Source organism: Phycicoccus jejuensis, assembly GCF_044797865.1.
GTDB classification, from domain to species: domain Bacteria; phylum Actinomycetota; class Actinomycetes; order Actinomycetales; family Dermatophilaceae; genus Phycicoccus; species Phycicoccus jejuensis.
On sequence record NZ_CP085209.1, the window covers coordinates 825,268 to 848,680 of the forward strand.

Sequence of the window (23,413 nt, forward strand, 5' to 3'; positions counted from 1 at the left end):
CCGCCTGCTCGGCGCCCCGGGTCATCATGACAAGGCGGCACCGCCCGGGCGACGACTCGGCCCGACCCGTCCCCAGCGATGTCTCAGCGCAGGTCGTCGAGGCCGTAGTGGCTGATCTTGCGGTAGAGGGTCGAGCGGCTCATCCCGAGCTCGGTCGCGGCCTGCTTGACGGTGACACCGGGCGCGGTGAGGGTGCGCGCGATCTCGTCGCGCTCGAGCGACTCCAGCCGCGAGAGCCGGTGGCCGCGGGTGGCCGTCAGCTCCCCGGGCAGGTGTCGCACGTCGACGGTCTCGGCTCGGGTGGCGGCCCCGTGGACGACCCGCACGAGCTCGTCGACGTTGCCCGGCCACGCGTACGTCGTGAGGACGCGCTCGGCCGCGGGCGTGAAGTGGACCTCGCGCATTCGCGTCTGGTGGCCGACGTACCGGGCGAGCGGCATGACGTCGTCAGGACGCTCGCGCAGCGGTGCGACCCGCACGGCCGAGGCGACGAGCCCGGCCAGGGGCGCCGGCACCGCCTCGAGCGACTCGGTGGTGACGGCCCACGCCAGGTCGGACGGCTCGCCCGAGGGGGAGGATCGCAGGGCGTCGACGGCCCGCCGGTGCAGCTCGGCCGCGGCCCACGCGGGGAGGGTGTCGACGTTCTCGACGACGACGGCGGTGTCGGGCTTGGTCAGCTCCGGGGTCCACAGCGACAGCCAGGTCTCGACGTCGTCGGGGGCGGGCGCCGCGGCGCTGAGGATGCGGTGGTGCGGGTGGGCCCGGCGCAGGGCCTGGGCGAGCAGGGTGGCGCGGCCGGCGCCCGGCTCGCCCACCGCGGCGACGACCCGGCCCGCGGCCAGCCCGGCGGTCGCCTCCTCGAGGGCGCGGACCCAGGGGCCGGAGACGCTGCGCAGCGTGCCCGCGCCCGGCTCGAGGCGCCCGCGCTGCACCCGGAAGACACCGCCCTTGGGCGGGGTTCGCGGCGCGCGACCCCGCGAGCGCGCGAGCATCATCGCGCTCGTCGTGCTCGCGGCCGACTGCGCGAGGGCGAGCAGCAGGTCGGCCGAGGAGCGGGCCCACGTCGTGATGTTGACGCTGCCCTCGAGCCGGCCGCTCACCGGGTCGAGGACCGGGACGGCCGCGCAGGTGTACGTGCACAGGCTCGCGCTGTAGTGCTCCTCGGCGCGGACGAGCGAGGGCGTGCGGTCGGCGAGGGCCAGGCCCAGCCCGTTGGTCCCGGCCTCCCGCTCGGAGAAGGCGAACCCCGGCGCGAGGTGCACGGCGTCGAGGGCGCGCAGCAGCGAGGTGTCGCCGGAGAAGCGGTTGAGGACCAGCCCGTCCGGGTCGGTGAGCATGAGCGAGAGCGGCTCGTTGGCCAGCGTGCGGTGCAGGTCGGTGAGCACCGCGCCGCCGCACTCGGCGAACAGCGACCCGTCGGCGACGGGCCCGACCCAGACCGGCTCGACGGACTCGAGCGAGACGCCGTACTCCTCGCTGCGGCGCCACGAGGCGAGCAGCCGGTGGTCGACGGCCGACCCCGGGGCACCGAAGGGCGCGGACGCCCGCTCCGGGAGTGGTGACCCGCCGCTCGGCCCCATCGCCGACTCCTTCCGACCTCCCGACGGTAACCCCGCACCGTCCGGGAGGCCAGCGATCCGTGTCCCAAAGTGGGACACGAGGGGTCTGGGACGCCTCCGGTGGCCGACCTAGCGTCGGTGGGGTCCACGACGACGAGGTCGTGGGGAAACGGAGACATCGGGGATGTACACCAAGGACGGCGAGAGCTACTTCATCGTCGACGCGCACATCGCGCTCTGGGACGCGCGGGCGGAGAACCTGCGCAACGTCCACGGCAAGCAGTTCATCGACTGCTTCTACGACTATCACCGCAACCTGTCGCCGGAGAGCGAGGTGTGGACCTACGACGAGTACCTCTACCAGGGCGGTCAGCGCCTCATGAAGGACCTCTTCGAGGACGGCTACGTCGACCACGCCATCTTCCAGCCGGCAGCCCTGACCGAGTTCTACCGCAACGGTTTCGGACAGACCGAGGAGGCGTACGAGCTCGCCGCCGCGAACCCCGGCCGGCTGACGTACAACCACAACTGGGACCCGCGCAACGGCGAGCAGGGCCTCGAGCAGCTCCGGGCCGACCACGAGAAGATGAAGTTCACCGGGGTCAAGCTCTACACCGCCGAGTGGCACGGGGAGTCGCGCGGCTGGAAGCTCACCGACCCGTGGGCCTACCGCTACCTCGAGGCCTGCCGGGAGCTCGGCGTCACGAACATCCACATCCACAAGGGCCCCACCATCCGGCCGCTGGACCGCGACGCCTTCGACGTCGCCGACATCGACCACGTGGCGACCGACTTCACCGACCTCAACTTCATCGTCGAGCACGTCGGCCTGCCGCGCCTCGAGGACTTCTGCTGGATCGCCACCCAGGAGCCGAACGTCTACGGCGGGCTCGCCGTCGCGATGCCGTTCATGCACACCCGGCCGCGCTACTTCGCGCAGATCCTGGGCGAGCTCCTCTACTGGATCGGCGAGGACCGCATCTTCTTCTCGAGCGACTACGCGATCTGGACGCCGAAGTGGCTCGTCGAGAAGTTCGTCGACTTCCAGATCCCCGAGGACATGAGCGAGTACGCGCCCGTCACGACGGCGCAGAAGAAGAAGATCCTCGGCCTCAACGCCGCGAAGATGTACGGCATCGACGTGCCCGCCGAGCTGCGCCTGCCCGAGGCCGACGCCCCCGAGACCGGCCCGCGCGACCCCGAGGCCGCCGACCTGGCGACGGTCTGATGACCGCCCTCGCCACGCGGGACGTCACCGACGCCGACGTCCGCGCCGCGCTCTCCGGCGTCCTCGACCCCGAGCTCGACGAGCCGATCACCGACCTCGGCTTCGTCCGCTCCGTCGAGGTCGACGGTGGCGACGTCACGGTGCACCTGCGCCTCCCGACGTCGTTCTGCTCCCCGAACTTCGCCTACCTCATGGCCTCCGACAGCAAGGACGCCCTGACCGGCCTCGCGGGGGTCGGGCGGGTGGTCGTCGAGCTCGACGACCACCACGACTCCGACCTCATCAACCGCGGGCTCGCCGCGGACGCGGGGTACCGGGGGACGTTCGGGCACGAGGCCGAGAAGGACCTGGAGGAGCTGCGGGCCACCTTCCGCCGCAAGGCCCACACCGCCGCCATGGAACGCTGCCTGACCGCCCTGCTGCGGGCGGACTCCACTCTCGCGGAGGACGGGCTGGGGTCGGTGCGCCTGCGCGACCTGCCGGCCGGCCGGGAGCGCGACGCGCTGCTGTCCCGTCGGTCGGCGCTCGGGCTGCCCGACGCGCCCGACGCGCCGGTCCTCGTCGACCACGAGGGCCGGCCGCCGGTGGCCGGCGACACGGCGATGTTCCTGCGCCGGGCCCGCTCGACACGCATCAGCATCGACGGCAACGCGCACTTCTGCCGCGGCCTGCTGCGCACCCGCTACGAGGGCTCCGGCGCCGACCAGGCGCCCCGGCCCGACGGGGCGGAGCCCGCCGACCACCACCTGCTGCTGCCCCTCACCCCCCTCACCAGCGGCACCGCTGTCGCCGACGCCACCCCGAAGGAGTCCTGACCCATGAGCACCATGCGAGCCGTCCAGGTGGTCGGCTACCACGAGAAGCTCGAGATGACGGAGAAGGCCGTCCCGGAGGCCACCGGCCCGTGGGACGTCGTCGTCCGGATCGGCGGGGCGGGCGTGTGCCGCACCGACCTCCACATCCTCGAGGGGCAGTGGGCCGAGAAGTCGCAGGTCGCGCTGCCGTACACGATCGGCCACGAGAACGCCGGGTGGGTGCACGCCGTCGGGTCGGCGGTCACCAACGTCACGGAGGGCGACAAGGTGATCCTGCACCCGCTCGTCACGTGCGGCCTGTGCCGCGCGTGCCGCTCGGGCGACGACGTGCACTGCGAGAACAGCGCGTTCCCGGGCATCGACACCCACGGCGGGTACGCCGAGTACCTGCTGACCTCGGCGCGCTCCTGCGTGCGGATCGACGACTCGCTCGAGCCGTCGGACGTCGCGGCCCTCGCCGACGCGGGGCTCACCGCCTACCACGCGGCCGCCAAGGCGGCCCGGCGCCTCACGCCCCGCGACACCTGCGTCGTCATCGGCGCAGGAGGGTTGGGACACATCGGGATCCAGGTCCTCAAGGCCCTGACGCCGGCGCGGATCGTCGTCGTCGACCGCATCCCGGCCGCGCTCGACCTCGCCCGCTCGATCGGGGCGGACGAGGGGGTCGCGGCCGACGGCACCCAGGTCGAGGCCGTGCTCGACCTCACCGGTGGCCACGGGGCCGAGGTGGTCGTCGACTTCGTCGGGGAGAACGGCTCGACGGCCGAGGGCCTCGCGATGACCCGGCAGGCCGGCGACTACCACGTCGTCGGCTACGGCGAGAACGTCGACGTCCCGACGATCGACCTCATCTCGAGCGAGAAGAACGTCATCGGCAACCTCGTCGGCTCGTACAACGACCTCCAGGACCTCATGGCGCTCGCCGCCAAGGGGCTGGTCACGCTGCACACGCAGAAGTACGCGCTCGACGACTTCCAGCAGGCCGTCACCGACCTCGACAACGGCGCCGTCCGCGGCCGCGCCATCCTCGTGCCCTGACCGGGCGCGACCCCCCCCTCACCTCCCGGACGAAGGAGTCCGTCGTGAAGAGCTACATCGGAGTCGCCGTGTCCATCGGCGTCCTCGCGGGCATCTGGACGCAGGTCAGCGTCGAGCTGGGCCTGGTCACCTGGATCGCGTTCGTCGTGTGGGCCGGCTTCTACGCCGCCGGCGGCAACCGGGACGGGTTCGTCCGCATCCTCGCCTCGGCGCTGTCCGGCGTCGTCTACGGCTGGCTGGCCGTCTGGTTCGCCGGCGTCGCCACGTTCCCCGGCGCGCTCGCGGTCGCGGTCGCGGTCATCGCCGCCGCGATGTGCCTGCAGGCCGGCTGGTTCGTCCTGTCGTTCATCCCCGGCGCGTTCTTCGGCGCGGCGTCGTACTTCGGCAACGGGGCGTCCTTCTGGTCGACCGTCGTCGCCGTCGTCGTCGGCGCCGTCCTCGGGTGGGCCTCGGCGGTCGCCGGTGCCCGCATCCAGGCGCTCGTCGACGGGCGCTCGGGTGCCGCCCGGCCGCCGGCCGCGGAGCCCCCCGCCGCCCCGGCGACCCTCTGATCCGGCGACCCGTCCGACCCGGCTGCTGCGGGCCGGACGGGTCGCCACCACCGCCGCGCCCCTACCGTGGAGCCGGTACGGACCCCCCCCGGCAGAAGGAGAGCCCCTTGATCCTCATCACCGTCAAGTTCCCGATCCGCGAGGACCGGCTCGAGGAGTGGAAGGAGCTCTCGCGGTACTACGTCGAGCACGTCACGGCCGAGCCGGGCAACGTCTTCTTCGAGTTCTCCGAGAGCGTGCACGAGCCGCGCACCTTCGTCTGCATCGAGGGCTTCCGCGACGACGCGGCCGGCAAGGAGCACATGGCGCAGCCGCACGTCGAGCGCTTCATGCGCGAGATGCCCGACATCGTCTCGGCGCAGCCGCAGATCATCTACGTGGACGCCGAAGAGGTCGACGGCTTCGGCCCGATGGGCGAGATCCAGCCCCGCGGCTGAGCCACCACCCCGTCGTCCCCGCCCCGTCGACCCCGGGCGCCGGCCTCCCACCCCTCCGGGAGACCGGCGCCCTCGTCGTGCGCTGGCCGGCGCGTCCGGGAGGATGGACCCGTGATCGGTGACCGCTGGGGCGTGACGGACGACGAGGTCGCCTTGCGCTACGGGTGCGACGCGATCGTGCCCCGGCCGGCGCTGCAGGCCTGGCGCGGCGTGACGGTGGACGCTCCGCCCGAGCGGGTGTGGCCGTGGGTGACGCAGCTGCGGGTCGCGCCCTACTCCTACGACTGGGTCGACAACCTCGGGCGCCCCTCGCCCCGGGAGCTGCTCGACCTCCCGCCGCTCGCGGTCGGCGACCCGTTCACGAGCACCGCCGGCCGCCCGGTGGGCCGGGTCGTGGCCGTCGCACCCGGGCGCGAGCTGACCGGGCGCATCCTCGGTGCGGTCATGAGCTACCGGCTCGAGCCCACCGGTGACGCCTCGACGCGGCTGCTGCTGAAGCTCGTCATGGCGCGGGGACGCCTGCTCGCGCCCGCCGTCGCGGTCGGCGACCTCGTGATGGCCCGCCGTCAGCTGCTCACCTGGAAGGCCCTCGCCGAGTCCTGAGAGGCCGGCCGCTCGCCGCGGCCGTGGACGGCGCCCGGCGCCCTACGCTGGGGCTCCCCGAGCAACGGAGACCCCCATGGCCGAGCTGCACGTCGTCGCCACCATCCCCGCCGCGCCCGAGCACGTCGAGCCGCTCCGTGCGGCGCTGCGCACGCTCGTCGAGGCCACCCGGCAGGAGGAGGGCTGCCTCGCGTACGACCTCTACGAGTCGGCCTCCGCCCCGGGCGTCTTCGTCACCGTCGAGCGCTGGACCGGGCAGGAGGCGCTCGACGCGCACATGGCCTCGCCGCACATCGCCGCGGCGATGGGGGCCGCGCAGGGCGCGCTGGCCGGCGACATCGCCATCCACCCGCTCGTGCCGGTCGACGCCGGCTGACCGACGCCGACCCGGGGGTCAGTTGAGCGGTCGGGTGCCCTCGGGCAGGCCGCGGCCCTCGTGCACGCCCTCGACGAGCTGCTGCAGGGCGGTGAGCGCCACCCGCTGCGACCACGGCCCGTACGAGACGCGGGCGACCCCGAGCTGCTCGAGCTCGGCCAGGGGGAGGGTGCCCGGCACGCCGATGAGGGTCAGGCGCTTCGGGCCGAACGCCTCGACCAGCGCCTCGACGTGCGCGCGCTCGGTGGCCCGGGGGACGAACACCAGCGGGGCGCCGGCGTCGAGGTAGCTCCGGCCGCGCTCGATGGCCGCGTCGAGGCACTCCTGCGGGCTGCGCCCCTCGGCCTTGACGAACGCGTCGGTGCGGGCGTTGAGGCAGAAGTCCGGCACGCCGGCGTCACGGGCGGCGCCCATCGCGGCCTCGACGGCCCGGACGGAGTCGGCGAGCGGGCGCATCCCGTCCTCGAGGTTCGCCCCGACGACGCCGAGGTCCACCGCGCGGGCGACCGTGCCGGCCGGGTCGCCGTACCCGGACTCGAGGTCGGCCGTGACCGGCAGGTCGGTGGCACGCACGATGCGCTCGACGGCGGCCAGCATCTCGTCGACCGGGATGTTCTCGCCGTCCTCGTAGCCGAGCATCGCGGCGATCGAGTGCGATGCCGTGGCGATGGCCCGCGTGCCGGGCACGTCCGCCACGACGGTGGTCGAGACGACGTCCCAGACGTTGACGACGGTGAGCAGCTCCGGGGCGCGGTGCAGCTCGAGGAGGTGGGTGGCGCGGGCGGCGGTGTCGGTCACCGGCCCATCCTCACCCGGGGCACAGGCTTCGACAAGCGCTCGCCGCCCGGGAAGAGGGCCAGCCCGTCGGGTGTTTCCGCCCCTGACCGGGAGCGCCCGGCCGCAGACCCACGCGAAGGAGCGGACATGAAGGCCATCTGGAACGGGACCGTCGTCGCCGAGAGCGACGACACCGTCGTCGTCGAGGGCAACCACTACTTCCCCGCCGAGTCGGTCCGCGAGGACCTGATGCGCCCCTCGGGCACGACGACGGTCTGCCCGTGGAAGGGAACCGCGAGCTACAAGAGCCTCGAGGTCGACGGCACGGTCAACGCCGACGCCGCCTGGTACTACCCGGAGCCGAAGGACGCCGCCCGCGAGATCACCGGCCGCTACGCCTTCTGGAAGGGCGTCGAGGTCACCGCCTGACCGACCGGCGCCGAGACCTAGAGTGATGGCGGCCCGACCGGGCCACGGCCCGGGCTCGCCGGGCCACCCCGCCGGTGCGCGGGGCGACTGACGGGAGCGGGATGGACCTCGACCTCGGGATGCTCGTGCTGCGGCTCGCCCTCGGGCCGATGCTCGTCCTCCACGGCGTGAACAAGGTGTGGGGCGGCGGTGGGCTGTCCGGCACGGCCGGATGGTTCGAGTCGCTCGGCCTGCGCCCGGGGTGGCTGCACGCGCGGCTCGCCGCCGGCACCGAGATCGTCGCCGGCGTGCTCGTGACCCTCGGCCTGCTCACCGGTCTCGCCGCCATGGCCTTCGTCGGGCTCATGGCCGTCGCCGCCCTGACCGACCACCGCGGCAAGGGCTACTTCGTCTTCAAGGGCGGTTGGGAGTACGTGCTCCTCGTCGCGATGGCCGCCGTCGCGCTCGCGGTCGTGGGCCCGGGCGGCTGGTCCGTCGACGCCGCCGCGGGGCTCGACCTCGCCGGCGCGTGGTGGGGCCTGGCCGCGGCCGTCGGTGGTCTGCTCGCGGCCGGTGGCCTGCTCGCCGTCTTCCGTCGTCCCACCCCCGGCGGGGCCTGATGCCGGTCCGCACCGTGAGCGGCCCCGGGCCGTCGGTCCCCGACCTGCTCGCCGCCAAGGGCGCCACGACCGTCTCGGTGGTGATCCCCGCGCGAGACGAGGAGGCGACCGTCGGCGACGTCGTGGCCGGGGTGCGCCGGGCGTGGGTGGAGGACGTGCCGCTCCTCGACGAGCTCGTCGTCATCGACTCCGACTCCACCGACCGCACCGCCGAGGTCGCGCGCGCCGCCGGCGCCACCGTGCACGCGGCCGCCGAGGTCCTGCCCGGGCTCGGGCCGGCCCGCGGCAAGGGCGAGGCGCTGTGGAAGGCGCTCCACGTCACCAGCGGCGACGTGCTCGTCTTCCTCGACGCCGACCTCGTCGAGTGGAGGACGCACTTCGTGAGCGGCCTGCTCGGCCCGCTGCTCACCGACCCGGGGGTCGCCCTCGTCAAGGCCGTCTACGACCGGCCGCTCCTCGACGCCGAGGGCCGGGAGGCCGAGACGGGCGGTCGCGTGACCGAGCTCGTCGCCCGGCCGCTCCTCGCGCTGCACCACCCGGAGCTCGCGGGGCTCGTCCAGCCGCTGGCCGGCGAGTGGGCGGTGCGGCGCTCCGCCTTCGAGCGGTTCTCGGTGCCGGTCGGCTACGGGGTCGAGATTGCGGCGCTCGTCGACACCGCCGCCCTCCTCGGGGCGGACGCCGTGGCGCAGGTCGACCTCGGCCGTCGCACGCACCGGCACCACCGCCACGACACGCTCGGTCCGATGGCCGTCCAGGTGCTGGCCGCGGTCGAGGCCCGGCTCGGTCGGGGCGTCGAGGCGGCGGCCGGCGTCGCGGACGGCTGCGCCACCCTGACGCAGTACGAGCGGACGGCCGAGGGCTTCACGCCGCGGCCCCGCGAGGTCGACCTCGCCGAGCGGCCGCCGGCCGTGACGGTCGAGGGCTACGCCACGAGGACGGAGACGGTGCGATGAGCGGGTCCGCTGCGGGACGTGGGGCGGTGCTCCGGCTGGGTCGGTACGAGTACCCCGCCTCGGCGCGCCTGGTGATGGCGATCGTCAACCGCACGCCGGACTCGTTCTACGACAAGGGCATCAGCTGGGCCGAGGACGCTGCCCTGGACCGCGTCCGGATGGTCGCCGAGCAGGGCGCCGACATCGTCGACATCGGCGGCATCAAGGCCGCACCCGGGGTCGAGATCGACGCCGCCGAGGAGAAGCGTCGGGTGGTCGGCTTCGTCGAGCGCGTCCGCGGCGAGTACCCCGACCTCGTCATCAGCGTCGACACCTGGCGCAGCGAGGTCGCCCGCGCCGTCTGCGGGGTCGGCGCCGACCTCATCAACGACGCGTGGGGCGGGGCTGATCCCGAGCTGCCCACCGTGGCAGCTGAGTTCGGTGCTTCGCTGGTCTGCACGCACACCGGCGGCGTGACGCCGCGGACCCGGCCGCACCGCATCGAGTACGACGACGTCGTGGCCGACGCGCGGTCGTCGCTGCTGCGCCAGGCCGAGCGCGCGGTGTCGATGGGCGTGGAGCGCGAGCGGGTCATCATCGACCCGGCGCACGACTTCGGGAAGAACACGTGGCACTCGCTCGAGGTGACCCGGCGGCTCGACGAGCTGACGTCGCTCGGCTGGCCGACGCTGGTCTCGCTGTCCAACAAGGACTTCGTGGGTGAGTCGCTCGACCTGCCCGTGGGTGAGCGGCTGACCGGCACGCTCGCCGCGACGGCGCTCTGCGCGTGGCTCGGGGCCCAGGTCTACCGCGTGCACGAGGTCGTCGAGACGCGTCAGGTGCTCGACATGGTGTCCGTCGTCGCCGGCGACCTGCGGCCGGCCCGTACCGTCAGGGGGCTCGCGTGAGGCGCTCGGTCGTCGTCGTCCCCAGCGCGCCGATGCTGCTGCCCGAGTACACCGGGCGCACCGACGCCGTGGCCGACCTGCGGTCGTGCGCCGTCGAGGCGCTCACCGCCGCCGTCCCGGACGCCGGGTCCGTCGTCCTCGTCGTCGCCACCGACCGCGAGCAGCGCGGCACCCGGCCGCCGCTCGGGGAGCGCGTCGGCCGGCACCTCGCCGGCCTGGCCGGTCTTTCCGTCGCCGAGGTCGTCGTCGTGCCGTGGGACGCGCCCGTCGACCGCTGCGTGGCGGCGGGGCAGGCCCTGGCGGCGTCGCATCCGGAGGCCTCGGTCGTCGTCGTGGCCGACGGCAGCGCGCGCCGCGGCGAGAAGGCCCCCGGGCACCTCGACGAACGGGCGTTCGCCGTCGACGAGGTGCTCGTCGCGGCGCTGCGCGCGGCCGACGCCGAGGCGCTGCTGGCGCTCGACCCCGCGCTGTGCGCCGACCTCCTCGTGCACGGCCGCGCCCCGCTCCAGGTGGCCGCCGGTGTCCTCGGCAGGGTCGACGGGACGGTTCGCGCACGCTGTGAGGCACTGCACACCGAGGACCCGTTCGGCGTCCTCCACGTCGTCGCCCGCCTCACCCTCCCCTAGCGCCTCCACATTTCGGGGTGACCCCGAAATGTCCACGAGACCCCGGTTCGGAACCGGGGTCTCGCGAACGAGCTCGTGCGTCGAGCCGGCGACGGACGCGCTCAGCGGACGGTGACCACCAGCGTGCCGACGACGTCCGAGCGGGTGTCGCCCGCGAGGACCGTCACGGTGTAGGCGCCGGCCGCGGCCCAGGTGTGCCGCCCCGAGAGGCGCACGGCACCGTCGGAGCCCGCAGCGAGCGTCGCGTCCTCGGTCACGCTGCCGTCGCCCCACTGCACGCGAGCCGCGTAGGCCTCGCCGGGCACGCCGCCCGACACCGTGCCGAGCGGCACCGTCGTCGCGCTGCCGCGCCGGGCGGTCGTCGCCCCGGCCGCGTCGAGGGCGACGGGGGCACCGTCGTCGGCGACGGCGAACACGTGGACGCGTCCGGCCGTCTGCGGGTCGCCGGTCTGCTCGGGCATCGTCACCGACACCACGGACCGGCCGGACGGCACCTCGAGCGGCGCCGTGGCGAACAGCTTGAGGCGGCACGGGTCCGTCCCGGTCCCGTTCGTCCGGTAGGCCAGCTCGACGGCCACGGTGTTGCCGAACTTCGCCGAGCCGCACCAGTCGCCGTACTGCAGCGGGTAGTCCGCGGTCGAGCCGTCGTCGAACGTCACCGTGGCGGTGGTGTCCTGGTCCTTCTGCGTCGCGGTGCCGATGAGCGACATCCGCGTCGCACCCGGCGCCAGGGTGACGTCGAGGGTCTGCCCGGCGCCCGACGCGCTGTCGGGCTCACCCGCCGGCACGGCCGGCAGCGACCAGCGCAGGTCGGTGCCCGGGACGGTCTGCACCCGCCCGGGGACGACGCCCTCGTCGGCCAGGGCCTGACGGGCGATGCCGGACCGGCCGCCGTCACAGGGGACGGCCGTGCCGACGTCACCGATGCACTGCAGGTCGAAGCCCTTCGCGTACGACGGGACGACGGCCTGGTGCACGGTCACGGCGGCCAGCCCGCTCGCGGACTCCTTGCCGGACGTCACGGTGACCCGCGGCTGGTAGAAGCCCGGCTCGGTCCACGTGTGCGACCCGCTGACCGTCGAGGTCCCGAGGTCGCCGACCTTGACACGGCCGGGGGACGAGGTGCCGTCACCCCAGTCGACCGTCACCGTCGGCGCCGTCTCCTGACCGCCGCGCCCACCGGCGAAGGTCGCCAGCGTGCCCGACCACTCGCGGCCGACGGAGGTCTCCGCCGCGTCGGCGCCGGTGACCGACAGGGGGCCCCGCGCCGCCTTGGAGCCGTCGGTCAGCAGCTCGACCTCCGAGAGGTTGACCGCGCCGTCGGCCGCCGTGACGACGAGCCGGTAGCTCGCGTACGCGCCGGGGTGGCGGATCTCGAACGGCCGGGTCTGCACCCGCCACGGGAAGCTCTCGCCGGAGCGCCGGTCGAGGGTCTTCCAGTGCTTGCCGTCCTTCGAACCCTCGAGCCGCCAGGCCGTCGGGTCGCCCTTCTCGGGACCGGAGGTGAGCGTGTACCAGGTGGCGCGCTGCCCGGGGCCGGAGAGCGTGTACGACACCGTCAGTCGCCTGGTCGTGAACGTCGCGGCGGTGCGCGAGGTGTCGTCGAACAGCGCCTTGGCGCTGCTGCCGTCCGCGAGACCGGTGGCCGTGGCCGAGCCACGTCCGGCGCCGGTGGCGTCACGCAGCGGGTTCGGCGCGTCCGTGCCCTTCGTCAGCGACGGCGGCAGGTCCTGCGGCCGCGAGCCGAACGACGAGGGGCGCGTCCCCATCGCGAACCGGACGGTCGTGCGGCCGGCCAGCTGCGACTGGTCGATCGACACGCCCGACTGGCGCTTGCCGTCGATGCTCACGCCCTGGACGTAGATCGCCCGCTCCGAGTTGCCGGGCGCCTCGACGACGAGGTCACCCTGCGTGCGGTGGACGGTCGTCTTCGTGAACTTCGGTGAGCCGATGGCCCACTGCGACGACCCGACCTGCAGCGGGTAGATGCCGAGGGACGAGAGCAGGTACCACGCCGACATCTCGCCGTTGTCCTCGTCGCCGGGGTAGCCCTGCCCGATCTCGCCGCCCACGTAGAGACGCCGCATGATCTCGCGGACCTTTTCGGCCGTCTTCCACTGCTGGCCCGTCCAGTCGTACATGTACGGGATGTGGTGCGAGACCTGGTTGCTCTGACCGAGCATCCCCATCCGGACGTCGCGGGCCTCGAGCATCTCGTGGATGACCCCGCCGTAGCCGCCGGGCTTCGTCGCGGTCTCCGGAGTCGCGAAGAACTCGTCGAGCTTCTTCGCGAGGCCGTCCCGTCCGCCGTAGAGGTGGGCCAGGCCGACGCCGTCCTGCGGTGCGTGGAAGGCGAAGTTCCACCCGTTGGTCTCGGTGAAGTCGCCCCCCCAGTCCTCCGGGTCGAAGGACGCCGCGTCCGGGAAGTCGCCGTCCGCCGCGCGGCCGCGGAAGAAGCCGGTCTCGCGGTCGAAGCTGTTGACGTAATGGGTCGCCCGCTCGAGGAAGTACGCCGACTCCTCGCGCAGCTGGGCCCGTCGGTCCTTCGGGGTCCGGCGGTCCGTCGCCAGCTTCTTCGCCATCTGGCCGATGCCGTAGTCGTTGACGAAGCCCTCGAGCCCCCACGACACCGACTCGTGCGTGGCGTTGCTCGTGTAGCCCTTGAAGGTCGAGGTGTCGATGCCCTTGCGGCCGACCGCGCTCGAGGTCGGCAGCACCGTGGCGTTGCGCACGGCGGCGTCGTAGGCCGCGAGCGGGTCGGGCAGGTCGACGCCCTTGACGTAGGCGTCGGCGAACGCCACGTCCGAGCTCGTGCCGGTCATCAGGTCGGCATAGCCCGGCGAGGACCAGCGCGCGACCCATCCGCCGTCCCGGTACTGCTGGACGAAGCCGTCGGCCAGCTCGGCGGCGACCTCCGGGTAGAGGAGGCTGTAGGCCGGCCACACCGTCCGGTAGGTGTCCCAGAAGCCGTTGTTGACGTAGATCTTGCCCTTGACGACCTTCGCGTTGGTGCGGGTCGCGGTGGCGTCACCGTCCTTCGGCGACACCGGGCTCGCGTAGGCGTACTTCGGCGAGCGGGCCGTCCCGGTGTTCTCGAACTGGCTGTTGGGGTAGAGGTTGAGCCGGTAGAGGTTCGAGTACAGCGTCGAGCGGTCGGTGTCGTTCGCGCCCTCGACCTCGACGACCCCGAGCCGCGCGTTCCACGCGGCGTTGGCGGCCTGGCGGACGCGGTCGAAGCCACGCCCAGCCAGCTCGAGCGCGTGGTTGTGCTTGGCCTGGTCGAGCGAGATGAACGAGGTCGCGAGACGCAGCGTCACGGCGCGGTCGGTGCTCGTGTCGAAGGTGGCGTAGCGCGTGCCGTCGTGCCCGTCGGGAGCGGTGCCGGCGCCGGTCGGCTTCCGCGAGAACGTGCCGTAGACGAACATCCGGCTGCGGCCGGCCGAGAGGCCGCTGCCGTTGTCGACCCAGCCGGTCACCGTGTTCGTGCCGGCCTGCACGGTGAACTCCCCGTCGTCATTGACGGTGTCGAGGACGAGGTGGCCGGTGGCCGTGTCCTTCGGGAAGGTGAAGCGGAAGACGCCACCGTGGTCGGCCGGCGTCTGCTCGGCGACGGTGCCGTCCTCGAGCACCGCCCGGTAGTAGTCGGGGTGCGCGATCTCGGTCGCGTGGTCGAAGGCCAGGCCCCGGGCGTCGGCGTCCCCGGTGGGCGTGCCGGACGCGGTCGACGGCATGACCGACAGCTGGTTGCGGTCACCCATCCACGGGCTCGGCTCGTGCGAGACCGCGAGGCCCTGCAGGACAGGGCGGTTCTGCTCGTCGTTGGCCGACTGGTAGTAGTACTGCCACGACTGGGAGGTCGCGTCGGTGACCGGCGTGAGGAACGTGAACCCGTTGGGCAGCGCGCTGATCGGCAGGTTGTTGCCGCGTGAGAAGCTGCCCGAGGCGTTGGTGCCGCGTCGGACGTCGACGAAGTTGGTCAGGTCGCGGCCGTCGACGACGGCGGGCTTCTCCTCGATGCTCACGTCGTCCAGCCAGCCGCCGAAGCGGGTGTCGGCTGCCGCCGTCGGGTTGTCGTAACCGAGGAGGATCGCGTCGACCGTGCGCCCGGCGGCCACCCGGCCGAGCTCGACCGTCACGGCGTTCCACTGGTTGGCGTAGAGGATCTTGCCGCGTCCCTGGCCGCTCGGGCTCGCCTCGGTGCCGTGGGCGTCGGTGGCCCGCAGGTCCGAGAGGAAGGTGCCGTCGGTGAAGCGCAGGTCGACGGCCGTGTACGTCGACGGGTAGGTCAGGTCGCCGCTCACCATGTCCGGGAAGATCTTGTACGTGAGGCGGCTGGCGTGCCCGACGGGGACGTCGACGTCGAACAGCCGGTTCCAGGCGTAGCCCCGGCCGGCCGCGGTGTGGCCGCCGGAGTAGCGCAGGGCCTTGACGCCGGTCCAGCCGACGAGCGGCTTGATGTTGAAGCCGGAGATCGGGCCGGGGCCGGTGCGCGTCACCATCGGCGAGACGGTGCCCGGGCCGGTCGTGCCGTCGCTGATGTCCCAGTCTGCGAGCTGCACGAGCCCGCCGGAGTGGTTGGCCGTCACGTCGAGCCGGTAGAAGCGGTACTCGGCGGGGGCGTCGACCTCGAAGTCGAGGGTCGCGAAGCGCTGCGGGAAGTCGAGGCCGGTCTCGCGGTCGAGGTCGGTCCACGTCGTGCCGTCGGCGGAGCCCTGGAGGGTGACGTCCTTCGGGTCGCGCTCGGGGGAGTCGTTGGCCGAGGTCATCGACCACTTCACGACGGTCGCCGGCTTCGCGAGCTCGTAGCGGACCCAGCCGGAGGGCTCGAAGGCGAGCCACTTGGTGTCGGGGTTGGCGTCCGCGAGGCTCGAGGCGGCCTCGTTCGGGGCGTTCTCGGCGCCGGCCGTCACGTCGGTGACCTGGCCGAGGAGGCTGCCGTCGGTCGACGCCGTGCCGGTGACGTTCTGCTGGAGCGGGCCCTTCGGCCCCTGCTCGACGCTCGAGTCGGCCGGCTGCGGCTGGCCCTCCTCGAAGGAGGTCGAGAAGTCGCCCGGCGCCGGGGCAGCAGCGCTCGGCAGCGCCGCTCCCGACACCGTGGCGGCCGCGACCGCGAGGACGGTGGCCCCCGCGCGGAACCTCGTCATGACACCCATCGGTCCTCCGTGCTCGCCCGCGTCGGGCGTCGTGCCGGCTGTCCGGGGCGGCGACGACGCGGCAGGTGAGGCCGTCGAGGGGGCGTCGCTGCCCACCGGTGCGGCGAGCCTCGGTGGGGGCGCGGCGGCCGGCAAGCCGGGACGCGGGCTTGTCCGGTCAGGACATCCGACCGGACAACGGGGTGTCGGGCGGGGAGGACGTCGCGCCCGCCTCGCTGGTCGGGGCGCCGTGTGGTGTCATGACGCGGTGACAGCGATGTCGGCCAACCGGACACCGGGGCGCCCCACGATGGCCGAGGTGGCCGCGGAGGCGCACGTGTCGGTCAAGACCGTGTCGCGGGTCGTCAACCACCAGGCCGGCGTGCGCCCGGACACCGCCGAGCGGGTGAGAGAGGTCATCCGGCGCACCGGTTTCCGCCGTGCGGGTGGGCTCGCGACCATCCGGGAGGGACGGACGTTCACGATCGGGCTGGCCGTCGAGGAGCTCGCCAACCCCTTCTACTCGCAGATCGCGGCCGGGGTCGAGCGCGAGGCCCGGATGCACCAGTACCACCTCATCACCGCGTCGGCCGAGAACTCCCCGAACCGCGAGCGGGCCGTCATCCGGGCGCTGCTGGCCCGTCGGGTCGACGGCATCGTCGTCGTCCCCGCCGGCGAGACACCGGTGGCCGACCCCGAGGTCGAGGGGGCCGGGGCGCCGATCGTCCACCTCGACCGGCCGGTCCGCGGCGCGACCTGCGACACGGTCCTCAGCGACAACGTCGGCGGGATGCGCAGCGCGGTCGAGCACCTCGTCGCGCACGGGCACCGGCGCATCGGCTTCCTCGGCGACGACCCCGAGTTCTGGACGGCGCGCCAGCGACGCGAGTCCTTCCTCGCGACCCACGTCTCCCTCGGGCTGCCCCGCACCCCGCCGGTCGCGATGGGGCCGCACTCGGCCGAGTCGGTGCGCACAGCGCTGGGGGAGTGGGTGGCCGACCCCGAGCCGGTCACCGCCGTCGTCACCGGCAACAACCGCGTGACGGTGCTGACGCTCGTCGCGCTGCGCCACCTCGGGCTCGACCTGTCGCTCGTCGCGTACGACGACTTCGAGCTGGCCGAGCTCGTCGACCCACCGGTCACCGCCGTCCACCAGGACCCCACGGCGATGGGCGAGAAGGCCGCGCAGGTGCTCTTCGCCCGCCTGCTCGGGGACGAGTCGCCGCCGCGCACCATCGTCCTGCCGACACGCCTCGTCGTCCGCGGCTCCGGCCGCCGCCGCTGACCCGCCGCCCCTCATCCGCCGCCCCCTCACCCGACACCCCCTCCCCGCCGCCCCTCCTTCCGCGCGAACGCGTGTTGACTCGCCGAGGAGCCCCGGCGAGTCAACACACGTTCGCGGAGCAGTGCGCAGAGATCAACTTGACGGTTGATCAACGATCTGGTTGAGTACGTCGCATGGACGACGAGCTGGTGGACCGGGGCTTCGCGGCTCTCGCCGACCCCGTGCGCCGCGCGATCATCGCGCGGCTCAGCCGCGGGCCGGCCACCGTCGGCGAGCTCGCCGAGCCCTTCGGGATCAGCGTGCAGGCGGTCTCGAAGCACATCCAGGTCCTCGAGCACGCGGGCCTGGTCACCAAGGGCCGGGACGCCCAGCGCCGCCCGGTCCACCTCGAACCGGCGGCCCTCGAGCGCCTCACGGCGTGGCTCGACGGCTACCGGCTCGCTCACGAGCGCGGCTACCGCCGCCTCGACGCCCTGCTCGGGGAGCAGTGGCAGGACCTCACGAAGGAGTGAGCAGCATGGCCAACAGCCTCGACCTCGACATCCCGGCCGGTGTGCCCTGGATCGACTTCACCCGCGAGTTCGACGCCCCCGTCGCCGCGCTCTACGCCGCGCACGCCGACCCCGAGCAGGTCCGGCAGTGGCTCGGGCCGCAGGGGTACGCGATGGACGTGCCGCGTTGGGACTTCACGGACGGTGGCGGCTACCGCTACGTCCACCGCTCGCCCGACGGCGGCGAGTTCGGCTTCCGCGGCAGCTTCCACACGGTGCGCACCGACGAGCTCATCGTCCAGACCTTCGAGTTCGAGGGGATGCCCGACGAGGTCGCGCTCGAGCTGCTCCGCTTCGAGGACCTCGGTGACGGGCGCTCGCGGCTGCACGGCCGCAGCATCGGCTCGAGCGTCGAGGGGCGTGACGCGATGGTCGCCTCCGGCATGGAGGGTGGGATGACCGAGGGCTACGTCAAGCTCGACGCCCTCCTGGCCCGGGGCTGAGGGAGGAGCGCAGCGTGGACTGGACCCTCGAGGTCGTCGTCGTCCCGGTCTCGGACCTCGACGCGTCGGTCGCCTTCTACCGGGACCGGGTCGGGTTCCACCTCGACCACGACACGGACGCCGGCTTCGGCCGGATCGCCCAGCTGACCCCGCGCGGCTCCGGCTGCTCGGTCGTCATGGGCACGATGCCGAACCTGCGGGCGATGCCGCCCGGCAGCCTGCACGGCGTCCAGCTCGTCGTCGCGGACGCCCGGGCGGCGCACGCCGAGCTCGTCGGCCGTGGGGTCGCGTGCGACGAGGTGGTCGTTCTCGACGAGCGGGACGGGGGCACGCTCTTCGGCTTCCGCGACCCCGACGGCAACTCGTGGACGGTGCAGGAGATCCGGGCGCGCGCCGGGCAGCCGCTCATCCCGCGGGTCGACGACGCCTGAAGGTCAGTGGTCGGCGTCGGGGCGCTCGTCGGCCGCGGCCTCGTCGAGGCGCGCCCGCAGGCGGTCGCGCACCTCGTCCGGCTCGTACGCGCGGCGGCTGCGCTCGTCGCGGGCGACGAGCACGCCGGTCGCCACGACACCGGCCGCGCCGGCCACCCCGAGCAGCTTCCACAGGCGGTTGCGGTCCACGTCGCCACCCTAGCGAGCGCGGCCCGGCAGACTGGGCGCCATGGCGCACACCGGCACCCGGCCCGTCCCCTTCGACGAGGCCGTCGCGGCGGCCCGCACCGGGGACCTGTGGATCTTCCGCGGGGGCACCGTGGCCGACCGCGTCATCCAGACCGCGAGCAACGCGCCGGTCAACCACGTCGGGATGGCCCTCGTCCTCGACGACCTGCCGCCGTTGCTCTGGCACGCCGAGCTCGGCCGCTCGATGCGCGACCACTGGACCGGCGACCACCATCGCGGCGTCCAGCTGCACGACCTCGTCGAGGCCGTCACCACGTGGCAGGTGCGCTACGGGCAGCGGGCGTGGCTGCGCCAGCTCGAGCCCCGCGCCGGCCGGGCCGAGGAGGACGCCGCGCTGCGCACGGTCGCCCGGCTCGACGGCGTCTCGTTCCCGTCGACCGTCCGGCTCGGGTGGCGGTGGCTGCGCGGGCGCGACGCGCACCTGACCCGGCGGGCGCGCGACGTCAAGGGACTGCGCCCCGAGGACGCCTACTGCGCCGAGGTCGTCGCGGCGACGCTCGAGGACATGGGCGTGCTGCGCCCGGACGTCCCGACGAACTGGTACGACCCCGGCCGCTTCTGGAGCGGCGACACCCTGCCGCTGGCCGACGGCTGGTCCTACGGGCTCGAGGTCGAGGTGGCCGCCGCCGACCGCTGAGAGATCCCCCGATCTCGGGGGTTCCCAGCCCGCGGCCGCTCCCCTACGGTGGCGCCCGGACGCACCGCCGCGTCCATCCCGACGGAGGAGACACACGATGCGACGATCTCGCATGGTTGCGATGACGGGAGTCGTGGCCCTGGCCACGGCGACCCTGGGGGCGGTGACGGCGACGGCATCCGCGCAGCCGACCGCAGCCACGGCCTCGACGGCCCGGACGGCGTACGCCGTGCTCGCCGACGAGGGCACCGACGCGCGCGCCCTCGCGCAGCGCCTCGAGAAGGCCGGCGCCACGGTGACCGCGGTCAACACCGACATCGGCCTGGTCTCGGTCACCTCGACCCGGGGTGGCTTCGCCGCCTCCGCCCGGTCGATGCCCGGGGTCGCGGCCGCCGCGAAGGACGGCGTCATCGGGCGCACCCCGGACGCCGGCAAGGTCAAGGACCGCGTGACCCGCGAGCAGCAGGACGCCGCCGTCCGGAGCGCCGCCGCCCGGCACGGCAAGGACGACCACAAGCCGCCGAAGCCGCCCAAGGGCGCCAAGGCCGACCCCCTCGACTCCCTCCTGTGGGGCATGGACATGATCGGCGCCCCGCAGGCGCACCGCACCGAGATGGGCGACAAGCGCGTCCGGGTCGGCGTGATGGACACCGGCGTCGACGGCTCGCACCCCGACCTCGCCGCGAACTTCGACCGCCGTCTCTCGCGCAACTTCACGACCGACATGCCCGACATCGACGGGCCGTGCGAGTACACCGGCTGCGTCGACCCGGCCGACCACGACGACGACGGCCACGGCACCCACGTCGCGGGCACCATCGCCGCGGCGATGAACGGTCTCGGCGTGTCGGGCGTCGCCCCGAACGTCGACCTCGTCAACGTGCGCGCCGGCCAGGACAGCGGCTACTTCTTCCTCACCCCCACCGTCAAGGCGCTGACCTATGCCGGTGACGCGGGCCTCGACGTCGTCAACATGTCGTTCTACGTCGACCCGTGGGCGTACAACTGCGCCGGCGGAGCGCCGGAGGACAGCCCGGAGGAGGCGGCCGAGCAGGACCTCATCATCCGGTCGATGACGCGGGCGCTCAACTACGCGCACCGCAAGGGCGTCACGCTCGTCGCGGCGCTCGGCAACAACAACGAGGACATCTCCAACCCCCGTACCGACACCTCGAGCCCCGACTACCCCGGCGGCACCGAGCACCCGCGGACGATCGACAACGCGACCTGCCTCGACCTGCCCGTCGAGGGCCCGCACGTCCTCGGCGTCTCGTCGGTCGGCCCGTCGGAGCGCAAAGCCGACTACTCGAACTGGGCCACCGACCTGCGCTCGGGCGAGATCGAGGTCTCGGCGCCGGGCGGCTGGTTCCGTGACGGCCTCGGCACCGACACCTACCGCACGAACGGCAACCTCATCCTCTCGACCGCGCCGCTCAACGTCATGCAGGCGGAGGGCCAGGTCGACGAGAACGGCGACATCACGCCGCTCGGGGAGTCGCTCGGCACGATGAAGGACTGCCGCGTCGTCAAGGGCCACGGCCGCGACAAGAGCCGCGAGGTCTGCGGGTACTACCAGTACCTCCAGGGCACCTCGATGGCCTCGCCGCACGCCGCCGGCGTCGCCGCGCTCGCGGTCTCGGCCCATGGCAAGTCGCAGCGCCACGGTGGCTTCGGTCTCGCGCCCGACACCGTGCGCTCGATCGTCATGGGCACGGCCCGCGACCACGCCTGCCCGGAGGGTGGCGTCCAGTCGTACACCGACGTGGGTCGCTCGGACCTCTACACCGCCACCTGCGTCGGCGGGAAGGGGTTCAACGGGTTCTACGGCGCCGGCATCGTCAGCGCCTCCGGCGTGGTGGCCAAGCACCACCACGGTCACGGTCACTGACCGAAACTTCCGGACCGGACGCGCCGCCCGCCCCGCTCTCGCGGGACGGGCGGCGCGTTCGTGCTTTTGAGCCGCGCGCCCGGCTCTCCCGGAACGGGCGGCGCGTTCGTCGTCGCTGACCTAGGCTCCCGCCGTGACCGTCGAAGCAGCGGGTGGGATGACGGCCGCGCGCGCCGCCGGTTGGGTGGCAGGACTCGAGAGCCGGTGGCGTCGCGGGTCGCTCGTGGCGGCGGGGGGCGCTGCGTTCGTCGCGTCGGCCCTCGGCGGGTCCGCGGAACGCTGCTCGGCGCTCGACCCTTCCGTCTGCGGCCCGGACGTGGTGTTCTCTGCGGCTGTCGTCCTGGCGTTCGCATCCACGGTGCTCGTGTGGTGGCTGCCGCTCGAGGCAGCGGTCTGTGCGGTGGGCTTCGCGGTGCTCGACGTCCGGTTCGACGACGTCGTGACGGCCAACGTCGCGTGGACGGTTCTCGCGCTGCTCCACGTCGGGCACGTGCTGCTCCTCCGCCGGGAGCGGGCGTCGCGACAGCGCGTCTTGGTCGGCGCCTTCGTCGACCTCCCGACCGAGGTCCGCGGGGTCACGCGCCGTCTCGTGCACGACACCGGGCCGTCGATCGGTGCCCGTCACCTCGCCCCCCTCGCGCTGTTCGTCGCCTCCCTGGCCTGCGTCGGCGTACTGGCCCAGCAGCTCGCCGCCGAGACCGAGCACGAGCAGCGAGCGAAAACCGTCGACGCGGTCGTCGTGGCGACCGAGGGCGCGGACGGTTTCGTCTACCGGCTGCGCCTGGAGGAGCCGGTGCCCGGCGTGCCGCGCGACCACGTCATCGAGACGCTCGACGAGTACGAGGTCGGCGAGCGGGTTCCCGTGCGTGTCGATCCGGAAGACCCCGGATGGACCCATCTCGTCGCCGAGCCCCCTGACGTCACGTGGTGGCTGTCCCTCGCGGTCGGTGCGCTGCTCCTCGCCGTCGTGCTCGCCCGGCCGCTGGTCGGTGGGGGCATGCACCGCAGGGCCCTCGCGGCGACGATGCACACGTCGGGGGTGCCCGTGCGCTGGGTCGAGGTCGAGGACGACCTCGTCCCGATCCTGGCCACGGACCGGGATGTCGTCGTGGCCGAGCTCGAGACCATGGCGGGTCCCCGGCCTGCCGGACCGGAGGCCCCCCGGCTCGACCAGCAGGTCCGGACCGGGTGGCTGGTCGGTGACGTCCGCGACGGCGGGTGGTGCGCCCTGCTCCACCCCGGTGGCCTCGAGCTGCCGGCGGCGCGGCTGCGCCCCTTGCCGGACCTGCCCGCGATCGACGACACCTCGCTCGACCCCGACCTCGAGCAGGACCTGGCCGACTGGAGCGACCCCGTGCCGGTCGGCGCGCACCCCGCTACGCTGCCCGTCGTTCTCGGCCCGAGTCCGCTCGACCGCCTCCTCGGCCTCGGCGCGATGCTCGCGGGGACGGTCGGCGGGGTCTGGGTGCTGGGCTGGGAGGAGGCCTCTTGGTGGCAGGGGATCGGCATCTGCCTCACCTCGTTCACCGTCGTCCACTGGGGTGTGGACCGGGCGGTCTCCGCGGTACGTGTCGACACCGACGGAATCGAGGTGGTGGACCCGTGGGGGCGCCACCGGGTACCCATGACGGTCGTGTCGGACGTCCGGGTGGCCGGTGACGAGGTGGTGGTCGTCGTTGAGGACGGCGAGCTGGTCCTCGGTCCGTGGACGAGAAAGCCGGGCGACGCCCGTACGGTCCCTCCCGCCGCCGAGGTGGCCGCCGCGGTGGACGCCCTCCGCCCTGTCGTGCGACCGACGACGGCTGCCGTTGTGAGCGTGCGCACCGCGGTGTCCACGGGGAGCGCGCTGCTCGCGCTCGCGGTCGCGCTGCTGGCGATTCGCTGGGTCACGGCGCTCGTCCTGTGACCCGTCCCCGGGG

Annotated in this window: 23 protein-coding genes; 19 read left to right on the forward strand and 4 right to left on the reverse strand. The window is 73.6% G+C overall.

Annotated features, from left to right (window positions below; translation table 11 throughout):
• Window positions 1–83 precede the first annotated feature (83 nt).
• Complete coding sequence (locus LG324_RS03790; protein ID WP_404351940.1) at window positions 84–1,580, reverse strand: helix-turn-helix domain-containing protein; 1,497 nt, start codon at window positions 1,578–1,580, stop codon at window positions 84–86.
• Between the two features lie 163 nt (window positions 1,581–1,743).
• Between LG324_RS03790 and LG324_RS03795 the strand changes: the two genes are divergently transcribed.
• From LG324_RS03795 to LG324_RS03825, 7 genes are all read left to right on the forward strand, one after another.
• The gene (locus tag LG324_RS03795) at window positions 1,744–2,787 is read left to right on the forward strand and encodes an amidohydrolase family protein (protein ID WP_404351943.1); all 1,044 of its coding nucleotides are present in this window, start codon (window positions 1,744–1,746) and stop codon (window positions 2,785–2,787) included.
• Window positions 2,787–3,602, forward strand: coding sequence for an iron-sulfur cluster assembly protein (locus tag LG324_RS03800; RefSeq protein ID WP_404351946.1), 816 nt, complete (start codon window positions 2,787–2,789; stop codon window positions 3,600–3,602). The genes LG324_RS03795 and LG324_RS03800 overlap by 1 nt, the downstream gene beginning before the upstream one ends.
• A 3-nt stretch (window positions 3,603–3,605) precedes the next feature.
• A complete protein-coding gene (locus tag LG324_RS03805) occupies window positions 3,606–4,640 on the forward strand; it encodes an NAD(P)-dependent alcohol dehydrogenase (protein ID WP_211250965.1) in 1,035 nt (344 codons plus the stop codon).
• A gap of 44 nt (window positions 4,641–4,684) precedes the next feature.
• Window positions 4,685–5,191: a DUF1097 domain-containing protein gene (locus tag LG324_RS03810; RefSeq protein ID WP_404351949.1), complete on the forward strand. Its 507-nt coding sequence runs from the start codon at window positions 4,685–4,687 to the stop codon at window positions 5,189–5,191.
• A 107-nt stretch (window positions 5,192–5,298) separates the two neighbouring features.
• On the forward strand, window positions 5,299–5,628 hold the full coding sequence (locus LG324_RS03815; protein WP_030526967.1) for a putative quinol monooxygenase: 330 nt from the start codon (window positions 5,299–5,301) through the stop codon (window positions 5,626–5,628).
• Window positions 5,629–5,739: 111 nt separating this feature from the next.
• On the forward strand, window positions 5,740–6,231 hold the full coding sequence (locus LG324_RS03820; protein WP_030526966.1) for a polyketide cyclase: 492 nt from the start codon (window positions 5,740–5,742) through the stop codon (window positions 6,229–6,231).
• A gap of 76 nt (window positions 6,232–6,307) precedes the next feature.
• Entirely contained in the window at window positions 6,308–6,607 is a 300-nt protein-coding gene (locus LG324_RS03825) for a putative quinol monooxygenase (RefSeq protein WP_030526965.1), read from the forward strand.
• Window positions 6,608–6,625: 18 nt separating this feature from the next.
• Here LG324_RS03825 and LG324_RS03830 read toward each other — a convergent pair whose 3' ends face one another.
• Window positions 6,626–7,405: an isocitrate lyase/phosphoenolpyruvate mutase family protein gene (locus LG324_RS03830; protein ID WP_404351953.1), complete on the reverse strand. Its 780-nt coding sequence runs from the start codon at window positions 7,403–7,405 to the stop codon at window positions 6,626–6,628.
• A 126-nt stretch (window positions 7,406–7,531) separates the two neighbouring features.
• On the opposite strand from LG324_RS03830, the gene LG324_RS03835 reads away from it, so the two are divergent.
• The 5 genes from LG324_RS03835 (at window position 7,532) to LG324_RS03855 (ending at window position 10,878) form a co-directional block, all read left to right on the forward strand.
• On the forward strand, window positions 7,532–7,813 hold the full coding sequence (locus tag LG324_RS03835) for a DUF427 domain-containing protein (RefSeq protein WP_030526963.1): 282 nt from the start codon (window positions 7,532–7,534) through the stop codon (window positions 7,811–7,813).
• Between the two features lie 101 nt (window positions 7,814–7,914).
• Window positions 7,915–8,412, forward strand: a complete 498-nt coding sequence (locus LG324_RS03840; RefSeq protein WP_030526962.1) for a DoxX family protein — start codon at window positions 7,915–7,917, stop codon at window positions 8,410–8,412.
• Window positions 8,412–9,365: a glucosyl-3-phosphoglycerate synthase gene (locus LG324_RS03845; protein ID WP_404351957.1), complete on the forward strand. Its 954-nt coding sequence runs from the start codon at window positions 8,412–8,414 to the stop codon at window positions 9,363–9,365. The genes LG324_RS03840 and LG324_RS03845 overlap by 1 nt, the downstream gene beginning before the upstream one ends.
• On the forward strand, window positions 9,362–10,252 hold the full coding sequence (gene folP, locus LG324_RS03850) for a dihydropteroate synthase (protein WP_404351960.1): 891 nt from the start codon (window positions 9,362–9,364) through the stop codon (window positions 10,250–10,252). Before LG324_RS03845 ends, folP begins: the two co-directional genes overlap by 4 nt.
• Entirely contained in the window at window positions 10,249–10,878 is a 630-nt protein-coding gene (locus LG324_RS03855) for a hypothetical protein (protein WP_404351963.1), read from the forward strand. The genes folP and LG324_RS03855 overlap by 4 nt, the downstream gene beginning before the upstream one ends.
• Before the next feature lie 101 nt (window positions 10,879–10,979).
• Here LG324_RS03855 and LG324_RS03860 read toward each other — a convergent pair whose 3' ends face one another.
• Window positions 10,980–16,022, reverse strand: a complete 5,043-nt coding sequence (locus tag LG324_RS03860) for a GH92 family glycosyl hydrolase (RefSeq protein ID WP_404351966.1) — start codon at window positions 16,020–16,022, stop codon at window positions 10,980–10,982.
• Between the two features lie 265 nt (window positions 16,023–16,287).
• Here LG324_RS03860 and LG324_RS03865 point away from each other — a divergent pair, with 265 nt between their 5' ends.
• From LG324_RS03865 to LG324_RS03880, 4 genes are all read left to right on the forward strand, one after another.
• Window positions 16,288–17,295 (forward strand): LacI family DNA-binding transcriptional regulator, encoded by a 1,008-nt coding sequence (locus tag LG324_RS03865; RefSeq protein WP_404353120.1) that lies wholly within the window; start codon window positions 16,288–16,290, stop codon window positions 17,293–17,295.
• Window positions 17,296–17,468: 173 nt separating this feature from the next.
• Window positions 17,469–17,807 (forward strand): helix-turn-helix transcriptional regulator, encoded by a 339-nt coding sequence (locus tag LG324_RS03870; RefSeq protein WP_030526956.1) that lies wholly within the window; start codon window positions 17,469–17,471, stop codon window positions 17,805–17,807.
• A gap of 5 nt (window positions 17,808–17,812) precedes the next feature.
• On the forward strand, window positions 17,813–18,289 hold the full coding sequence (locus tag LG324_RS03875) for an SRPBCC family protein (RefSeq protein WP_030526955.1): 477 nt from the start codon (window positions 17,813–17,815) through the stop codon (window positions 18,287–18,289).
• Between the two features lie 14 nt (window positions 18,290–18,303).
• Window positions 18,304–18,720: a VOC family protein gene (locus LG324_RS03880; protein ID WP_207025099.1), complete on the forward strand. Its 417-nt coding sequence runs from the start codon at window positions 18,304–18,306 to the stop codon at window positions 18,718–18,720.
• Between the two features lie 3 nt (window positions 18,721–18,723).
• Here the strand turns inward: LG324_RS03880 and LG324_RS03885 are convergent, their stop codons facing one another.
• Window positions 18,724–18,909, reverse strand: a complete 186-nt coding sequence (locus tag LG324_RS03885) for a hypothetical protein (RefSeq protein WP_207025098.1) — start codon at window positions 18,907–18,909, stop codon at window positions 18,724–18,726.
• A gap of 40 nt (window positions 18,910–18,949) precedes the next feature.
• On the opposite strand from LG324_RS03885, the gene LG324_RS03890 reads away from it, so the two are divergent.
• The 3 genes from LG324_RS03890 (at window position 18,950) to LG324_RS03900 (ending at window position 23,400) form a co-directional block, all read left to right on the forward strand.
• A complete protein-coding gene (locus LG324_RS03890; protein ID WP_404351970.1) occupies window positions 18,950–19,606 on the forward strand; it encodes a hypothetical protein in 657 nt (218 codons plus the stop codon).
• Between the two features lie 121 nt (window positions 19,607–19,727).
• Window positions 19,728–21,494: a S8 family serine peptidase gene (locus LG324_RS03895; protein ID WP_404351972.1), complete on the forward strand. Its 1,767-nt coding sequence runs from the start codon at window positions 19,728–19,730 to the stop codon at window positions 21,492–21,494.
• Window positions 21,495–21,627: 133 nt separating this feature from the next.
• On the forward strand, window positions 21,628–23,400 hold the full coding sequence (locus tag LG324_RS03900; RefSeq protein WP_404351974.1) for a DUF3592 domain-containing protein: 1,773 nt from the start codon (window positions 21,628–21,630) through the stop codon (window positions 23,398–23,400).
• The last annotated feature ends 13 nt before the right edge of the window (window positions 23,401–23,413 follow it).

Excerpts from the sequence above, each read along its gene's own strand:
- LG324_RS03790 (WP_404351940.1), bottom strand. The coding sequence starts at position 1,580 with ATGGGGCCGAGCGGCGGGTCACCACTCCCGGAGCGGGCGTCCGCGCCC.
- LG324_RS03860 (WP_404351966.1), bottom strand. The coding sequence starts at position 16,022 with ATGACGAGGTTCCGCGCGGGGGCCACCGTCCTCGCGGTCGCGGCCGCC.
- LG324_RS03865 (WP_404353120.1), top strand. The coding sequence starts at position 16,288 with ATGTCGGCCAACCGGACACCGGGGCGCCCCACGATGGCCGAGGTGGCC.
- LG324_RS03805 (WP_211250965.1), top strand. The coding sequence starts at position 3,606 with ATGAGCACCATGCGAGCCGTCCAGGTGGTCGGCTACCACGAGAAGCTC.
- LG324_RS03835 (WP_030526963.1), top strand. The coding sequence starts at position 7,532 with ATGAAGGCCATCTGGAACGGGACCGTCGTCGCCGAGAGCGACGACACC.
- folP (WP_404351960.1), top strand. The coding sequence starts at position 9,362 with ATGAGCGGGTCCGCTGCGGGACGTGGGGCGGTGCTCCGGCTGGGTCGG.
- LG324_RS03845 (WP_404351957.1), top strand. The coding sequence starts at position 8,412 with ATGCCGGTCCGCACCGTGAGCGGCCCCGGGCCGTCGGTCCCCGACCTG.
- LG324_RS03870 (WP_030526956.1), top strand. The coding sequence starts at position 17,469 with ATGGACGACGAGCTGGTGGACCGGGGCTTCGCGGCTCTCGCCGACCCC.
- LG324_RS03895 (WP_404351972.1), top strand. The coding sequence starts at position 19,728 with ATGACGGGAGTCGTGGCCCTGGCCACGGCGACCCTGGGGGCGGTGACG.
- LG324_RS03800 (WP_404351946.1), top strand. The coding sequence starts at position 2,787 with ATGACCGCCCTCGCCACGCGGGACGTCACCGACGCCGACGTCCGCGCC.
- LG324_RS03825 (WP_030526965.1), top strand. The coding sequence starts at position 6,308 with ATGGCCGAGCTGCACGTCGTCGCCACCATCCCCGCCGCGCCCGAGCAC.
- LG324_RS03795 (WP_404351943.1), top strand. The coding sequence starts at position 1,744 with ATGTACACCAAGGACGGCGAGAGCTACTTCATCGTCGACGCGCACATC.
- LG324_RS03875 (WP_030526955.1), top strand. The coding sequence starts at position 17,813 with ATGGCCAACAGCCTCGACCTCGACATCCCGGCCGGTGTGCCCTGGATC.
- LG324_RS03840 (WP_030526962.1), top strand. The coding sequence starts at position 7,915 with ATGGACCTCGACCTCGGGATGCTCGTGCTGCGGCTCGCCCTCGGGCCG.
- LG324_RS03890 (WP_404351970.1), top strand. The coding sequence starts at position 18,950 with ATGGCGCACACCGGCACCCGGCCCGTCCCCTTCGACGAGGCCGTCGCG.